Annotated in this window: 12 protein-coding genes and 1 pseudogene; 4 read left to right on the top strand and 9 right to left on the bottom strand. The window is 51.3% G+C overall.

The window, feature by feature from the left end; genetic code table 11:
• From OGY06_RS15150 to OGY06_RS15115, 8 genes are all read right to left on the bottom strand, one after another.
• Complete coding sequence (locus OGY06_RS15150) at nucleotides 1–1,026, bottom strand: ABC transporter permease (protein ID WP_286605621.1); 1,026 nt, start codon at nucleotides 1,024–1,026, stop codon at nucleotides 1–3.
• On the bottom strand, nucleotides 1,026–2,120 hold the full coding sequence (locus tag OGY06_RS15145) for a microcin C ABC transporter permease YejB (RefSeq protein ID WP_003834575.1): 1,095 nt from the start codon (nucleotides 2,118–2,120) through the stop codon (nucleotides 1,026–1,028). Before OGY06_RS15145 ends, OGY06_RS15150 begins: the two co-directional genes overlap by 1 nt.
• Nucleotides 2,121–3,935 (bottom strand): extracellular solute-binding protein, encoded by a 1,815-nt coding sequence (locus OGY06_RS15140; protein ID WP_164562584.1) that lies wholly within the window; start codon nucleotides 3,933–3,935, stop codon nucleotides 2,121–2,123.
• Nucleotides 3,936–4,035: 100 nt separating this feature from the next.
• Nucleotides 4,036–5,595, bottom strand: a complete 1,560-nt coding sequence (locus OGY06_RS15135) for a cyclic di-GMP phosphodiesterase (protein WP_032934501.1) — start codon at nucleotides 5,593–5,595, stop codon at nucleotides 4,036–4,038.
• A gap of 167 nt (nucleotides 5,596–5,762) precedes the next feature.
• Nucleotides 5,763–6,332 (bottom strand): bifunctional murein DD-endopeptidase/murein LD-carboxypeptidase, encoded by a 570-nt coding sequence (mepS, locus tag OGY06_RS15130; RefSeq protein WP_003834567.1) that lies wholly within the window; start codon nucleotides 6,330–6,332, stop codon nucleotides 5,763–5,765.
• A 413-nt stretch (nucleotides 6,333–6,745) separates the two neighbouring features.
• Complete coding sequence (locus OGY06_RS15125) at nucleotides 6,746–7,459, bottom strand: phosphatase PAP2 family protein (RefSeq protein WP_063940535.1); 714 nt, start codon at nucleotides 7,457–7,459, stop codon at nucleotides 6,746–6,748.
• Between the two features lie 33 nt (nucleotides 7,460–7,492).
• Nucleotides 7,493–8,479, bottom strand: coding sequence for a CobW family GTP-binding protein (locus OGY06_RS15120; RefSeq protein WP_063940534.1), 987 nt, complete (start codon nucleotides 8,477–8,479; stop codon nucleotides 7,493–7,495).
• A 119-nt stretch (nucleotides 8,480–8,598) separates the two neighbouring features.
• The gene (locus OGY06_RS15115; RefSeq protein ID WP_286605615.1) at nucleotides 8,599–10,065 is read right to left on the bottom strand and encodes a mannitol dehydrogenase family protein; all 1,467 of its coding nucleotides are present in this window, start codon (nucleotides 10,063–10,065) and stop codon (nucleotides 8,599–8,601) included.
• Between the two features lie 202 nt (nucleotides 10,066–10,267).
• Here OGY06_RS15115 and uxuA point away from each other — a divergent pair, with 202 nt between their 5' ends.
• Entirely contained in the window at nucleotides 10,268–11,458 is a 1,191-nt protein-coding gene (gene uxuA, locus OGY06_RS15110; protein WP_063940532.1) for a mannonate dehydratase, read from the top strand.
• Nucleotides 11,459–11,503: 45 nt separating this feature from the next.
• On the opposite strand, the gene pdxR is transcribed toward uxuA, so the two are convergent.
• Complete coding sequence (gene pdxR, locus OGY06_RS15105) at nucleotides 11,504–12,976, bottom strand: MocR-like pyridoxine biosynthesis transcription factor PdxR (protein ID WP_003834556.1); 1,473 nt, start codon at nucleotides 12,974–12,976, stop codon at nucleotides 11,504–11,506.
• A 165-nt stretch (nucleotides 12,977–13,141) separates the two neighbouring features.
• On the opposite strand from pdxR, the gene torC reads away from it, so the two are divergent.
• The 3 genes and pseudogenes from torC to torD all read left to right on the top strand — a co-directional run bounded on the left by torC (nucleotide 13,142) and on the right by torD (nucleotide 17,405).
• On the top strand, nucleotides 13,142–14,275 hold the full coding sequence (gene torC, locus OGY06_RS15100; RefSeq protein WP_206159686.1) for a pentaheme c-type cytochrome TorC: 1,134 nt from the start codon (nucleotides 13,142–13,144) through the stop codon (nucleotides 14,273–14,275).
• 9 nt (nucleotides 14,276–14,284) lie between these two features.
• Nucleotides 14,285–16,783: pseudogene (gene torA, locus OGY06_RS15095) on the top strand (trimethylamine-N-oxide reductase TorA).
• The gene (torD, locus tag OGY06_RS15090) at nucleotides 16,773–17,405 is read left to right on the top strand and encodes a molecular chaperone TorD (RefSeq protein WP_286605613.1); all 633 of its coding nucleotides are present in this window, start codon (nucleotides 16,773–16,775) and stop codon (nucleotides 17,403–17,405) included. Before torA ends, torD begins: the two are co-directional and overlap by 11 nt.
• Nucleotides 17,406–17,429 lie beyond the last annotated feature (24 nt).

Raw genomic sequence — 17,429 nt, 5'->3', positions numbered from 1 at the left:
TTAAATCGCCTTGTTGGGATCAAACGCATCGCGTACCGCTTCACCAATAAAGATCAGTAGCGATAGTAGCAGGGCAACGGAGATGAACGCGGTGATGCCAAGCCACGGTGCCTGCAGGTTGTTTTTACCCTGCAACAGGAGTTCTCCCAGTGATGGCGAGCCAAGCGGTAAACCGAACCCAAGAAAATCCAGTGAGGTCAGAGTAGTTATCGAGGCGCATAAAATAAACGGTAAAAAAGTCAGGGCCGCGACCATCGCGTTGGGCAGCATATGACGCAGAATAATACTGCGATCGCTTACGCCTAGCGCTTGAGCGGCTCGAATGTAATCAAAGTTTCGGGTACGTAAAAATTCCGCGCGCACCACGCCAACCAGGCTCATCCAGCCAAACAATACGGTAATGACCAGCAGCCACCAGAAGTTAGGCTGGACCACACTCGACAATAGAATGATGAGAAACAGCGTTGGCATTCCTGACCAAACTTCAATGAATCGTTGCCCCCACAGATCCACCTTGCCGCCATAATAGCCCTGAATTGCGCCAGCCATAATGCCCATCACGCTCGAACAGAGGGTGAGCATTAGACCAAACAAGACAGAAATACGTGTGCCGTAGAGGATGCGTGCCAGTACATCACCGCCGTTAGCGTCTGTTCCCAACCAGTTTTGTGCGGAAGGCGGGGAAGGGAAGGGCTTATCGGTGGCAAAGTTAATGCTGGTGGCCCCAAAGCGTATTGGTGCCCACAGGATCCAGCCCTGGTTTTCCAGGCGCTGTTGTAGCCACGGGTCCTGATAATCAGCCTGAGTCGCCAGCGGTCCGCCGAAGTCGCTTTCACTGTAGTTTTTGAACAGGGGGAAATACCAGCTATTGTCGTAGCGCACCAGTAGCGGCTTATCATTGGCAATCAGTTCTGAACACAGGCTAAGGCCGAACAGCACCAGAAAAATCCACAGCGACCAGTAGCCGCGACGGTTGTGGCGAAAGCGCGCCCAGCGGGCCTGATTGACGGGGCTTAATCGCGACATTAGCGTCCCTCAAAATCAATACGAGGATCGACCAGCGTATAGCTGATGTCGCTGAGGATATTCAGCAGCAGACCGATCAGGGTGAAGATATAAAGCGTGCCAAACATTACCGGGTAGTCGCGTGATACGGTAGATTCATAACCCAGCAATCCCAGGCCGTTAAGTGAGAACATCACTTCAATCAGCAGTGAGCCGGTAAAAAACATGCTGATAAACGTTGCCGGGAAGCCGGCGATCACCAGCAACATGGCATTGCGAAACACATGTTTCCACAGAATATTTTTCTCGCTGACCCCTTTAGCGCGTGCGGTGACGACATATTGTTTGCGCACCTCATCCAGAAATGAGTTCTTGGTCAACATAGTCAGCGCGGCAAACCCACCAACCACCGTCGCCAGCACCGGCAGGGTAATATGCCAAAGGTAGTCGGTTACTTTCTGATACCAGGGCAGGGAGTCAAAATTGGCGGAAACCAGCCCGCGAAGCGGGAACAGGTCGTAGTAGCTTCCCCCGGCAAAAAAGACGATCAGCAAAATGGCAAACAGAAAGGCCGGTATGGCATAGCCGATAATAATAAATGCGCTGCTCCAGACATCAAACCGGCTGCCGTTATGCACCGCTTTGCGGATCCCAAGCGGTATCGACACCAGGTAGATGATGAGCGTACTCCACAGCCCCAGCGTGACGGAAACAGGCAGGCTGTCTTTGATAAGCGTCAGCACCGAGGCGCTACGAAACAGGCTGTCACCGAAATCGAAACGAATGTAATCCCAGAGCATTTTGAAGTAACGCTCATGAATGGGCTTATCGAACCCATAGCGGCGAGTGATTTCGGCGATCACTTCCGGGTCCAGACCCCGGCCGCCTCGATAATTACTGTCGCTGATGTTACCCACGCCGGTTTGCGCGTGGCTGGCACGAACGCCTTCGCTACCCGCGCCGGGTAATGCCCCGCTTTGCCCGAACTCAATGGCGGCGACGGCCTGTTCAACTGGACCGCCGGGGGCTATCTGCACGATAAAAAAGTTGATGGTGATGATGGCCCAAAGCGTTGGGATCACCAGCAGCAGACGTCGAATCAGATAAGCGCCCATTTATTCTCCCTGCCGCCTGGCTGCGGGCAGCTTCGCCGCTTTGTTGACGTCATACCACCAGTTGTCGAGGCCAATAGTATAAATTGGGCGAATAGCAGGATGTGAAAATTTATCCCACCATGCAATGCGATCCTCTGCCATAAACCACATCGGCAACATGTAGTAGTTCCAGGTTAATACCCTGTCCAGTGCCCGGCCCAGTGGGATCAATTTGGCTTTATCACCTTGTGCCGCGATGATTTGGTCGATCAGTTTATCAATCACCGGGCTTTGTACGCCGGGGGCGTTGTAGCTGGAATCAATATATTGAGAGGCCCACAGAATTTGCAGGTCCGAACTCGGCCACGGCATCGCGCGATACAACCTCGGCATCATGTCATAGTCGCGACTGCGCAGGCGGTTCGTGATTTGTGAGTTATCCACCTGGCGGATATTCATGGTAATACCTAAGCGTTGCAGGTTGTGCTGGAACGGCAGCACCCATTGACTGTTGCTGCCTGCCGGGAGCAACAGTTCAAAGCTCAGGGGCTTACCGTTGGCGCTATTTACGCGCTGCTGACCCTTTAGTACCCACCCGGCCTGTTCCAGTAAGGTATCGGCTTTCAACAGGTTGTCGCGATCGTAGCCATCGCCTTTTGATTTTGGCGGCTGATAGATTTGGCTAAAGACCTCAGAGGGGAGATCTTTTTTCAAGGGCGCGAGTATCACCAGTTCATCAGCGTCGGGGTATTTTGTCGCGGCATATTCGGTATTCTGAAAATAGCTGTTGGTCCGGCTCCAGGCGTTATAGAACAGCGCTTTATTCATCCATTCAAAATCAAAGGCCAGCGTGATGGCTTCCCGCACCCGTCGGTCGCTGAATACCGGACGCTGAATATTAAATGCCAGCCAGCGGGTATCCTGCGCGGACTCGTTTTTTTGCTCATCTTTGATGATGTAATGATTCGCGAAATTTTTCCCGGTATAACGCGTCGCCCAGTTTTTGGCATCATTTTCAAGACGCAGATCAAACGCACCGGCCTTAAACGCTTCAAAGGCGACGTTATCATCCAGATAGTAGTCGTAGCGGATGGTATCAAAGTTCCAGCGTCCACGATTGACGGGCAGATTAGCGGCCCAATAATCTTTGACGCGCGAATAGACAATATACTGGCCCATCTTCCATTTGGTAATGCGATAAGGGCCGCTGGCGAGCGGTGGCGATGATAAGGGATCGCTGAGCTTATGATCTTTCCAGTACTTCTCTGGCATCACGGGTAATGAAAACAGGCTGAGCATGTCCTCTTTACCCGGTTTGGCTAATTCAATGCGTACGGTTAATGGCGCGATGGCTTTTACCGTTGTTCCCTTGTAGACCAGACGAAACTGCGGCACGCCTTCAGTCATAAATTTGTGGAAGGTGAATGCGACGTCGCGGGCGGTAATGGGTGAGCCATCGTGAAAACGCGCGCGTGGATTAATGGCAATTTCTACCCAGGAATAGTCGTCAGCATAGCGTGCGCTGTCGGCAATGAGCGGGTAATAGCTACCAGGTTCATCGTCAGAGGTGGTAAACAGCGTATCGTAAAGCGTTTCGGTACGTGCGCCGGGGTTACCGCGCATCGCATAGCGGTTGAAGTTGTCAAATGTGCCAATGGCGGACAGGGTGATTTGACCACCTTTAGGGGCTGCGGGATTAACATAATCGAAGTGATTAAAGTTAAATGCGTACTTCGGCTCACCCAGTACGGCAAAAGCATAGCTTTCTTTGATGGATTGCGCCTGGGCGCTAAACCCGATGAGGGTAATAAACAGTAGCAGTACGCGAGGGATCATATAAAAGCGATTTCCTTTTCCTGCCACAACCCGACGGGCATCATGCCTGAAAGATAAGGGATGTAGCGGCGAGTGAGAGTATATGAATCGCATACTGCGATCACCACGTCGGCTTATTGGGCTGTGCCATCCAACGCACAAAATCAGCAAGCTGTAATGGTCGGCTAATCCAGTACCCCTGGAAAAAATGCACCCCACGATCGCGCAGCCAACGGGCTTGCTCAGGAGTTTCTACCCCTTCCGCAACCGTCAGCATATTAAGACGTTTAGAAAGTGTCAACACGGCGTCCAGTACCGGAGAAGTCAGTGTTTCCGTCCCAATGGCGTTAATGAATCCGCGATCGATTTTCAGGTAGTCAACGGTAAAGCGTTCCAGATAAATAAGCGCGCTATGGCCGGTGCCAAAATCATCAATCGCAATTTCAAAACCTGCGGAATGCAGCCATTCAAATAGCTTTGTGGCCTCGTGCTGATTGAGCATATCTCGTTCTGTGATTTCCAGTACTATCTGAAAATAGTTTGCGGGAAGCGAGGCCTGTAGGTGGCGAATGTCGTCTTTAAACGTCTCGCCATGCAGATGCGATGGCGCGATATTGATCCCTAATTTTGCCCCAGCGGGTAACACTTTTTGCAGTGTCGGGGCATCCTGGGCGATCAACTTAAAGAGATGCTGAGTCAGTGGGACGATCATTTTCTGTGATTCAGCGTAATGAATAAAGGCATCCGGTGGGATCTCGCCCGTTGTTGGGTGATTCCAACGTAACAGGACCTCGACGCCTTTCACTTCCAGCGTTTGCATCTCTACGACGGGCTGGTACACCACATAAAACTGGTTATGTTTGATGGCGTTGAGGATATCTTTGCCTGGGCGTAAACGGATGCTGTAGATGTAGTACCAGAGGAGAAGGGAGGCAATAATCCCGGCCATACATCCCAACAAAATAGAATACCAGACGTCGGTATAGTTCCACTCTTGTGCGTATAAGCGAATTTTAAGCGGGATCCCTTCAAGAGTGGCCTGCCGCCAGGAGGTATGAGGAAGAGCGGAGACATCGATGATTCGCGATGAGAATGTCGAAATTGCGGTATTACCGACGATAATAGCAATACCGTCAAAATCATCCTGCCGGGCGGTATAGAGTAGGTAAGGCGCCAGATTGATATTCAGTGAGGTAAATACGCCGCTATCATTGAACGACGCGTTTCGGTGCCAAATCATGATCGCTGGTTTGTCCGGCATCATGGGCGTACCGGGAAGTAATTCCACATCAATATTTCTGCTGATATCGAGGTTCGGGATCAAATCTAAAATCGGAGTGAACATGGAACCTGTTGCGGAAGAGCAGAAAGCGATGCCGTCTTTTACCAGTAAGAAAGCGCGAACGTTCAGGCTAAAGGCTGCACTGGAGGTCAGTTTAGCGCTGACTTGTTGGCAACTGTTGGCAACCAGCGGCTGAAGGGCATCGGTGGTGGTTTTGAGGTCGGTGAAGTAGCTGCTGACGTAATTCTGGATATCGGCAAGGAGCGTGTCGTACTTAACTTCTCGTTTATGCCAGGTGACGAAAAACTGCAGGGTACTCACGAGTATTGCGACGATAAGCCCCGTTAACATACAGGAAAGCAGGATTTTCCGACCGGATGAAGAAGAGCGTCTGAACATAGATCCTTATTTTACCTGATTTAACCGCTTACTCTGTATGAATATAACCTGAAATGACTCATGTTGTGAGATTTTTCTTAGTCGCAGGGTGAAACAAAAAAGCACCGCCGAAGCAGTGCTTTTGGAATGTCTCATCAGGATAGCCAAGGGATAGCTGCCAAACGAAACTAACTGCGGCTCAGAACCCGGCGAGCTTCGTTGTAGCGTTTTTTCCAGTAAGGCTCGTTCATGCTGGAAATGATAACGCCACTGCTGGTCGAGGCATGTACAAACTGGTTGTTACCGATATAAATACCGACGTGACGGCCGGTAGAGCCAGCACGGAACAGAACCAGATCGCCTGTGCGCAGATTAGTGCGCGAAACGGATTTTCCCGTTTCCTGCTGTTCATAGGTTGAGCGCGGAAGCTCTAAACCAAATTGCTCGCGGAATGTACGCTGCACGAAGCTTGAGCAATCAATACCTTTTTTGGTGCTGCCGCCAAGGCGGTAACGCACGCCTTTCCAGTCAGCATACTGGTCCATAATACGTGATTTAACATCGATATTACGTACCATATTTTCAAATTCATCCTGAGAGGCTTGCAGTGAAGAGTTATCTCCATTGCCCACAGCATGCGTCTCAGAATGCATATTCTTGGCGGTGTTCGTTGTGCTACATGCAGAAAGCAGAACCGCAACTGCTATCGCGGGTATGCCCCGCAAGATATATCTCAAAATCGGTTGAGATTTGACCATTTTGTTTGTTTTCCCTTGAAGTCCTTAACGATAAATATCGTTATAAAAAATGCCAAACGTGACGAGACTAATTACCATCGCACGATGAGACAATTCCTTAAGGTCAAATCTGTGGCAGAACGCACAAATTTATTCTGAAAGGGAATAATTATCCCGCGAGGCAAAACGAGTTCGAGATTACCCGATCGTTCCGGCCAATGCGAGTGATTTTACGTGATTTCTTATAAGAAAAATTGATACAGAAAGTGAATAAACGGCATTGTCTAAATTAAGAACAATCAGGGTAAAAAATACGCAACCTACTCATTTTAAACATGAATAAGATGACAAGGGAATGACAATCAGAATGATGAAATATTGCCCGGCATCATCAGGGAATCAGAAGTATCCCTGATGATGTTAATTACTCTGCGTTATTTGTTTAAAAATTGTTTGTTTTTGCCGGGGAGATAATTCACGAACAGAGTGACTAATCGGTCACTTAATGGCGTCATTAGCCACCAGGGAAGGCCAATCAAGACCACAGTCATGGAACCAACCACGATATCAGTGAGCCAGTGAGCGCCAATCATTACGCGTGGAAAGGCAAAAACCACAGCAATAATAAGGCCGATTATTCCTGCGACTTTTCCGAAATAACGCAGCATAAATGCGGAAAAAATAAGCAGCATCATGCCGTGATCGCCAGGAAAACTGTCTCTCGACGCATCTTTGGTCGGAATATGCAGCAGTTCGCTGACGCGATAAATATTATCCAGCATCAGGGTCGGGCTGGCGCGTTTAACGGGAATAAGCGCCTGGCCCAGCTGATTTAATACCACTGCGGTGAGCAGCATAACCAAACCGATAGCCACAATACGTCGGCGACCTTCCGACGTCTCTTTGAGCCAAAAGTGCAGCATCAATGCGCCCATAGCCAGCAATGAGCAGCCATCAAATGCCCGATTATTGGTAATAGCAACAACCCATAAGAACAGTGGGCTTTCCACCAGTTTATGATTAAAGAAGCGGAAAACGCCCGTATCCAGTGAAGACCATAACCCATGCCCGACTGGAATATACCAGGACATAAACAGTGCCAGGCCCGCAATATTTAGCAGGAGGATTGAAGGGTATCGGGTTTTCATCGTCGTTTACCATTGCTAAAAACGAAGGCAACCTTACGCGCTAGCGTCTAAACGAAGTCTCAACAACGCGCTCTGTAACGCATTCCAGTCGGTCTCGGTATCGGCGATGAGTTCAATACGGCTATCGGGTGGTGCGACGTTTTGCGTCTCTATATGCCAGTCGTCTCCCTGGCGGTTAATGCGTACCAGTCCTTCTTTAATACGCATTACCCCCTTCACGCGTCCAACAGGAGCAAGACGCGACCATTCCAGCAGACCGATGGTATCGAACACTGTATCGGCGTCAAAAATCCAACCGCAGGCCTGATGGCCCTGACCGCTGTTCAGGTTACGACGCCAGCGCTGCTGTGCGGGTAAGCTCAACGCTGCCAGCCCCTTTTTGTTGGCATGGCTATGGGCGTGCTCCGCGCTTGCAGGAAGCTCCGCCAGGTTTAGTCGGGGCAAATCCAGTAGCTGTCCGTCAATTTGCCCATGGTCGGCATGAACTAACTGGCGATTACCGCCGTAGTGTTGCCACCAGCTTTGCAGGGCGTTTTCGCTTTCCGTCGTGGCACGGTCGGTTTTGTTGGCAACAATGATATCAGCGGCGGCCAGCTGATCGCGGAAATTGTCATTGGCGACGCTTTTCTCATCCAGTAACAGGCGAGGATCAAGGATACAGAGGGTTGCGCGCAGATCGATCCACGGCTCATAAACCGGTGCAGTGAGTAAATCCAGAATCTGTTTGGGATGCCCGAGGCCAGTGGGTTCAATCAGCAGACGGTCGGGTTTTCCCTGACGCAGCAGCGTATTGAGGCCAACCTGCATTGGCAGGCCGTTAACACAGCACATACAGCCGCCGGGGATCTCTTTTAGCAGCGCACCGCTGTCGGCCAGCAACGCGCCATCAATGCCAACTTCGCCAAACTCATTAACCAGCACGGCCCACTTCTCAGCAGGATCTTTGTTTGCCAATAAATGAAGAATAGAGGTGGTTTTGCCACTGCCGAGAAAACCGGTGATGAGATTGGTTTTAGTCACATTTACTCCAGAATCATAAATTACCGTAATGGCATTTAACAATCCTGGCGAAAAACGGGGAAAAAGAGAAGGGGGGAGAGGACGAAGAGGCGCTTCGTCCTGCTTAATGGCAGAAATCGTTAACTTTTTAACGTCTCAATGACAGCCTGATGCGCACCGTATTGGGCAATGCGTTGCCAGGCCTGCTGAATGGCCGCGACAAACTGCAGATTCTGTACGAGATCGGTGGCGAAAATCTCGCGTAGCGAAAGCAGGGCGTTGACGCGTTCTGACTCTGTGCTCTGTTTAACCAGAGCGGCAATTTTCTCACTCAACGGGTCACGAACATCAATAGCGGTGCCTGAATCATCCACGCCGCCCACATAACGCATCCAGCCTGCGACGCCGAGCGCCAGCAGTGGCCACTCACTTTGGCGGGCTAAATGTACGCGGATCCCTTCCAACATGCGCTGGGGTAATTTCTGGCTACCGTCCATCGCGATTTGCCAGGTTTTATGTTTCAACGCTGGGTTGGCAAAACGCTCCAACAGGCTTAGGGCATACTGGTCTAAATCCACATCGGTAATTTGCAGCGTGGGTGCCTGTTCGTTGAGCATCAGGCGGTAAGCGGCTTCACGAAAAGCGCTGTCCTGCATACAGTCGCTGATGTGCTGGAACCCGGCCAGATAGCCGAGATAAGCAAGAAACGAATGACTGCCGTTCAGCATCCGCAGTTTCATTTGTTCCCACGGCAACACATTTTCGACCATCTGGACGCCCGCCGTTTCCCATTGTGGGCGGCCGCACACAAAATTATCTTCAATCACCCACTGGATAAACGGTTCGCAGCTGATTGCGCAAGGATCGGCAACCCCCAGCTCGCGGGCAATTTCGGCCAGTGACTCTTCAGTGGCGGCAGGGACAATGCGGTCGACCATGGTGCCTGGGAAACTGACATGTTCCTGAATCCAGGTTGCCAGTAATGGTGAACGTTTCTCCGCCATTCCAAGGACGGCGTTTTTTACCACATGACCATTGTCCGGGATGTTATCGCAAGAGAGGACGGTAAACGGCTGTAGCCCGCGTTCACGTCGGCGGTGTAGGGCTTCAACAATAATTCCGGGGGCAGAGTGCGGTTCAGTCGGTGTTTGCAGATCGTGAGCAATACGTGGATTACTGAGGTCTAACGAGCCTGTCGCCGGATCGATGCAGTAGCCTTTTTCTGTGATGGTTAGCGAGACAATAGCCACCTGAGGTTCGCAGAATTTTTCGATAATGGCCGCCAGCGAATCCAGCCTGGCGTTGAGACATTCGTTGACGGCGCCGATAACAATTGGCTGGTTGCCGTTGGCCCCTTTTTCCAGCACGGTAAATAAATGATCCTGTTCGCGCAGTTGGCTCATCAGTCGATCGCCGCTGAACAGACTGATCTCACAAATACCCCAGTCTCCACCCTGCGCATTCAGCACCCTGTCGGTTAGTAACGCCTGATGGGCGCGGTGAAAAGCACCGAAACCAAAATGCACAATCCGCGTTTTTAATTGCTGGCGGTCGTATTGCGGAATCATGACATTTTCCGCCAGTGGCGCTGAGGCAATAGTTTTCATTTAATACACCTGATTAACCATAAATTAACAATGGCAGTATAAAGTTATATGACAACAAATTGAATTGGTGTGCCTCATTTATCCGGGGAATGTGAGCTTGATCAACCAATCATCGGCAATGTGTTGATCAGTTGACGGATGCCTGTATGGTAGTCGTCATTAAGATGATTTAATTTGGTATAACAACTTGTGAGGTGAAACAATGGAACAAACCTGGCGTTGGTACGGACCTAACGATCCGGTATCGCTTGATGATGTGCGTCAGGCTGGCGCAACGGGTGTTGTGACCGCCTTGCACCATATTCCTAACGGTGAAGTGTGGCCGGTAGAAGAAATTCAACAGCGTCAGGCCATTCTGGCTGAAAAAGGGCTGACCTGGTCGGTGGTGGAAAGTATCCCTGTCCACGAAGATATCAAAACGCGTTCAGGTCAATTTCAAACGTGGATTGCCAACTATCAGCAGAGTATCCGTAATCTGGCGACCTGTGGTATCGATACGGTGTGCTATAACTTCATGCCGATCCTCGACTGGACGCGTACCGACCTCGAATATCAGCTGCCGGATGGTTCCAAAGCGCTGCGTTTTGACCAGATTGCTTTTGCGGCCTTCGAACTTCACATTCTGCAACGCCCGGGAGCTGAAGCGGATTATACCGCCGAAGAACAACGCCAGGCGCTGGACTACTTCAATGCCATGAGTGATGCAGAAATTGAAAAGCTGACCCGCAATATCATTGCTGGGCTGCCAGGTGCAGAAGAGGGCTATACGCTGGATCAGTTCCGTGCGCGTCTCGCTGAATATGACGGCATCAGCAAGGACGATCTGCGCGATAATATGGCGGTATTCCTGCGGGCGATTGTGCCAGTGGCAGAAGAAGTCGGCGTGCGTCTGGCCGTGCATCCTGACGATCCGCCGCGCCCGATCCTCGGCCTGCCACGTATCGTTTCGACTATCGAAGATATGCAGTGGCTGAAAGAAACGGTCGATAGCATTAATAACGGTTTTACCATGTGCACCGGTTCTTACGGCGTGCGCGCTGATAACGATCTGGTGAAAATGATCGAAACCTTTGGCGATCGAATCCACTTCACACACCTGCGCTCAACCTGTCGTGAAGATAACCCGAAAACCTTCCATGAAGGTGCGCACCTGCAGGGCGATGTGGATATGGTATCGGTGGTGGCTGCCATTTTGAGCGAAGAGCAGCGGCGTAAAAAGGCGGGCGACCTGCGTCCTATCCCGATGCGCCCGGATCATGGACACCAGATGCTTGACGATCTGCACAAGAAAACTAATCCGGGCTACTCTGCGATTGGTCGCCTGAAAGGCCTGGCAGAAGTCCGCGGCGTTGAGCTGGCGCTGAAACAAACGCAGTTCCGCGACCTGCTGTAAGTCTAACCGCAGGGATTGCGCGACAGGCGCGATCCCTGTTATTCATCAAGGCTGCGCAAGCGCCTGCTCCAGCACTGTCAGCACTTTATTGATCTGCTGTATCTGCAATCCACCAAATCCAAAAAACATAACAGCATCGCTGTTCTCTTTGCGCCATGTGGCTTCTGATCCATTTTCTATATCCGGCAGAGTGTCGAAACGGATCCCGGCCAACAGGCAGCTTTGTTGGAGCCTGGCGATGAATTCGGTATGTCTGGCAATGCGTAACGAGAGGTGCAGACCTGCCGTTGCGCCAGCGATTTTCCCTTCGGGAAACAGAGTGGAAAGGCCATCGCGTAACAGGGCGAGGCGCGTCGCATAGCTGCAGGCCAGCTTGCTGAGATGCGTATAAAACACCTGATTTTGCATCAGTTCGGCTAAAAATTGCTGCAACAACCACTGACTGCCGTTGTTATTGAGCGCTTTCATATTCTGTACCGCCGGAAGCAGTTCATCAGGGCAAATAAGATAGCCAAGCCGTGCGCCTGGCCCCAGCGTTTTAGAAAATGTCCCCATGTAGATAACCCGGTTGTGATAATCCATGGCTTTCAGCGCGGGAAGGGGATTTTCCCCATAGGTAAAAACGGCATCGTAATCGTCTTCAATGATGTAAGCGCCGACGCGTTGCGCCCACGTTAATAATGACTGACGGCGCTCCAGCGAAAGTACACTTCCCATCGGATACTGATGCGCTGGAGTAACATAACAAAGCTGGGTTTCATACTCGGGTAAATTATCTGTTTGCAGCCCGTGGTTATCTACGGCGATTGACGTAATGTCTGCACCGTAATAATTAAAAAGATGCCATGCGCCAGAATAACAAGGGGATTCGGTCACAATATGGCACTTTTTTTGCTGACTGACAGCATGATGAATAATAAATATTTGGCTGAGCAGTGATAATCCCTCCTGAATCCCGTTGGTAATGATGATGTTCTCTGCTCGGGTATTAATTCCGCGGGATAAATTAAGGTATCTGACTAATTGCTCACGCAATGAAAATAATCCATTTGGTGAATGATATCGGGTAAATAATTGTTCTTTAAGTATGCTTGGAGCATTATTCCATTTCCGCCAGCTTGACCAGGGAAAAGCGTTGGGATCGGGGACGCCCATCCGGCAGTAGCACTCTCGTCCAGGCTCGGCGTAAACATCGGTAGAGACCCCGGCAGCTTTAGGTTTTGTGGGCGGAGAACCCTGGGTAACGGGCACAAGCGTTGGTGTTATACGTACAGGCGTTGTGAATATCACTTCATAGCCAATGCCGTGTCGGCTCTTGATTAACCCTGCAGCCATAAGCTTATCATAGGCCATCACTACCGTTATTTTGGCTACGTTCAATACCTGAGCCTGCTCGCGAATAGAGGGAAGCTTATCGCCACAAAGCAAATCTCCCCGCTGAATAGCCTGGAAATAAAATTGAAAAATTTGCAATTGCAGCGGAGTGCGGAGTTCTCTATTGAGCGTTAATGTAAGCATGAGGAATTCCTTATTAATATATGGCCACTATATTACGAATTTCTCGTTTTTACTATTTGATACACCTCATGGAGTAGTGGCTGTTCCTATAACTTGCTATCGCTGTCTCTATTTTTGGTTTTTATTATCCCTTAGCGTGTCGCTATTAAAAAAATGGAGGCAAGCATGTCGTGGATAAGAAAGAACGCATTGTGGTGCGTATTGGCTGGGGCGGTGGCAATGGCCCTGGCTATTTGGGGAACGTGGCAAGGCGTTCATTACACCAGTACCACCGAATTTTGTTTATCGTGTCACTCGATGCGCACGGCTGGAGAGGAATATAAAACCAGCGTGCATTTTCGCAACGCATCTGGCGTGCGGGCTGAGTGTAAGGATTGTCATATTCCACCGGGCGTTATTCCAACGCTTATTCGTAAAACTGAAGCCTTAAACGACCTCTATCACACCTTTATTTCTCCTTCTATCGATACTCCTGAAAAGTTTGCTGCCAAACGCCCGGAGCTGGCCCAGCGGGAGTGGGCGCGCATGAGCGCGAATAATTCAGCGGCGTGTAAATCCTGCCATAGCTATGAGGCAATGGATCATGGCAAGCAATCGGCAAATGCAGCGGCGCAAATGACCGCAGCGGCAGCAAAAGACAGTAACTGTATCGATTGTCACAAAGGAATAGCCCATCACAAACCCGATATGAGCAGCGGTTTTCGCGATCGCTATAAGCAACTACAGCGTCAGGGAGATACGCCAACGGATGCGACCACGCTGTTCTCATTAAGCGAAAAATCACTGGCGGCAACGGCAGGGAGTCCGGTCGGGAAGGCGCTGTTATTTCCCGCCACCGAGGTCAAGGTGCTGAAAAAAGAAGGCCGTAACGTGCAGCTCGAAATCATGGGCTGGCGTGAAAGCAAAGGACGCGGACGGGTGATCACCCAGTATATGGGGAAACGCGTTTTCTCCGCCGTTCTCGATGAGCCCCTGATGGTGAACGTAAAAGTGCTACAAACTCAGGTCGATCCTGACTCACATCAGGAATGGCAGCAGGTGAGCGTCACCGCCTGGACCACCGATCAGGACTTTATCAACACGCTCGCGCCAATCTGGGAGTACTCAGATCAAATGCTGCAATCCACCTGTAGCGCCTGTCATAGCACTCCTCCTACAACCCGATATACCGCTAACGGCTGGATCGCCGGACTGAAAGCCATGTCGACCTATTACCGGCTTAATCCGGTGGAGGAACGTACGTTGTTGAAATACCTCCAGACCCACGCCAGCGATGTGTCTGAAACCAACAAAAAGTAAGGATAATGTATGGATATTCATGACTTTAATCCGTCCCGCCGCCGTTTTCTCAACGGAATGCTGGCGGTGGGGGCTGCCAGCGCACTGGCGCCTAATCCGCTGATATCAAAAGTGTGGGCGGCGGGGGAAAATCCCGAACAGTGGATCCAATCTGGTTCGCACTATGGCGCTTTTGAAGCCAAAGTGGTCAACGGTGAGTGGACCGAAACCCGTCCGTTCAAACATGACAAATACCCCTGCGATATGCTGAACGCGGTGCGTGAAGTGGTTTACAACCCGTCGCGGGTGCGCTACCCAATGGTGCGTCTGGACTGGTTGCGTAAGCGTGAGAAGTCGGATCGCAGCCAGCGCGGAGATAACCGTTTTGTGCGGGTTAGTTGGGATCAGGCGCTGGATTTGTTTTACGAAGAGCTGGAGCGGGTGCAAAAAACCTATGGCTCATCAGGCGTATTTACCGGGCTTGCCGATTGGCAGATGGTGGGCAAATACCATAAAGCGGGCGGGGCGATGGACCGGGGACTTGGCCTGCATGGTAGCTATGTGACAACCGTCGGCGACTATTCTGCGGCAGCGGCACAAGTCATTTTACCGCATGTGATTGGTTCGCTGGAAGTTTATGAGCAGCAGACGTCGCTTCCGCTGGTGATTGAAAACAGCAATACCATCGTGCTGTGGGGCTGCGATCCGATCAAGAACCTGCAGATCGAGTTTTTGGTTCCCGATCACGATGCGTTTGGCTACTGGCAGCAGATTAAAGAGGCGGTAGCGCAGGGTAAGATGCGCGTTATCAGTGTCGATCCGGTGCGTAGCAAGTCGCAAAACTTTCTTGGCTGCGAGCAGTTGGCGTTGCGGCCACAAACCGATGTGGCGTTAATGCTGGCGCTGGCGCATACCTTGTACGAAGAAAAATTGTACGACACGGCGTTTATTACCGATTACACCGTCGGCTTTGAGCAGTTTTTGCCGTATCTGCTGGGCGAAGCCGATAAACAGCCGAAAAATGCCGAATGGGCGGCAGAAATCTGCGGCCTGACGGCAGAGCAGATTCGAGACTTCGCCCGCCTGTTGGTGAAAGGCAGGACATAGTTTATGGGCGGTTGGTGCGTACAACGCATGCACCATGGTGAGCAGTATCCGTGGATGCTGGTGGTGCTGGCCAGCATGGTCGGTCAAATTGGTTTGCCCGGCGGCGGGGTAGGATTTGGCTGGCACTACAACGGTGGAGGTACGGTAACATCCGCCGGGCCTGTGCTCTCTGGACTGGGAGGGATCACGAATCCCCCGCAGGCAAAGTACAACGCGGATTTTCGCGGCGCATCGGAGCATATCCCCACTTCACGTATCGTTGACTGCCTGCTTGAGCCGGGCAAAAAAGTTGCCTTTAACGGCGAGACGTTAACATGGCCTGACATCAAAATGGCGATCTACAGTGCGGCAAATCCATTTCATGCGCAGCAGGACAGGAATCGCATGATCGACGCGTGGAAGAAGCTGGAAACCGTGGTGGTGTTGGATCATCAATGGACCGCGTCGTGCCGATTCGCCGATATCGTCCTGCCCGTTACCACCCGCTTTGAACGTAACGATATTGAGCAGTTCGGTACGCATTCGAATAAAGGGTTGATGGCGTTGCATCAGATCGTCAAACCGCAATATGAAGCGCGACATGATTTTGATGTGTTTGCCGGGCTGTGTAAGCGCTTTGACAAGGAAGCGGTGTACCGTGAAAACCGTGATGAAATGCAGTGGATACAGGTGCTTTATGATGAAGGCGTGAAGATGGGAGCGTCGCTCGGTGTCTCATTACCGGATTTCACAACGTTCTGGCAGGGTGACGGATATATTGAATATCCGCCGGGTCAGCCGTGGGTACGGCACGGTGAGTTTCGCGACCAGCCAGACCTGAATCCGCTGGGAACGCCGTCAGGTCTGATTGAAATCTACAGCAAAACCATCGCGGGCTTTGCCTATGAGGATTGTCCAGGGCATCCCGTGTGGATGGAACCCTTTGAGCGTACCCATAGCGGCAAAAAAGATAAATACCCGCTGCATCTGCAATCCTGCCATCCGGATAAACGTCTGCATTCCCAACTGTGCTCTAGCGAGGCGTTTCGCAACACCTATGCGGTTGCCGGAAGAGAGCCGCTTTATATCAGTGAACAGGATGCCACCGCTCGTGGCTTAAAAGCCGGTGATATCGCCCGCGTTTATAACGCTCGTGGTCAGGTACTGGCTGGCGTGGTTGTCAGTCCGGATTTTTCCCCTGGCGTGATTCGTATTCATGAAGGCGCGTGGTATTCCCCGCAGGAAGGGGGGAAAGCCGGGACATTATGCACCTATGGCGACCCGAACGTGCTGAGCGCGGATATAGGTACTTCACAATTGGCCCAGGGGCCTTCAGCGCATACCGTGCTGGTGGAGGTCGAGCGTTATCAGCAGAAAGCCCCGCAAGTGACGGCTTTCGGTGGTCCGCAGATTGTGAAAGAGGAGGGGACCAGTGCAGCATAAGCAAATTCATCAGCAGCGGGCAGCTGTGTACCAGTGGTTTTCGCAACTGTTATTTCGGGAGCTGGATGAAAAACATCTCGCCAGTCTGGAAAACGGCGATAGCCAGGCTTGGATTGCCTCACTGGCGGCGGTTCCTGGAGTGTCTGCCGAGGTTAAACGTTTTGAGCGTAGCCTGGGCCGGGTTTTGCGGCGCGACTCCCGACAGCTGGAGCTGGCAGCAGATTTTGCCTCGCTGTTTCTGCTGGCCCCGCCGGCTAGTGTTTCTCCCTATGCAGGGCACTATCCACACACGACAGCGGCAGAAGAACGTCGGCAAATGAATGTGTTGCTGATTGAGCAAGGTCTGGCAGCGAGAGAGAATGAGCCCTCCGATCATATTGCCGTGCAGTTGGCATTAATGGCGAGGATGGTTGCTAAAGAGGAGAGGCTATCGGCGCAATACTACTTTTTGCATCATCATATTCTGTGCTGGGCACCGTTATTTCGCGACGCTTGTCTGGTGCGGGATAACGAGGGGTTTTATCCTCAGGCGGTTAATCTGATAGTGCGTTTTATGCAAGAGGATGAACAGTATCTGGAGTCATTGCTGATGGATGATTTTTATCTCAGCAACCAGTGCTGAAAATGAAAAAAGGGACAGCCTGCG

The organism is Citrobacter sp. Cpo147, assembly GCF_030332405.1.
GTDB classification, from domain to species: Bacteria; Pseudomonadota; Gammaproteobacteria; order Enterobacterales; family Enterobacteriaceae; genus Citrobacter; species Citrobacter portucalensis.
This window is presented reverse-complemented; position numbering and strand designations above follow the sequence as displayed.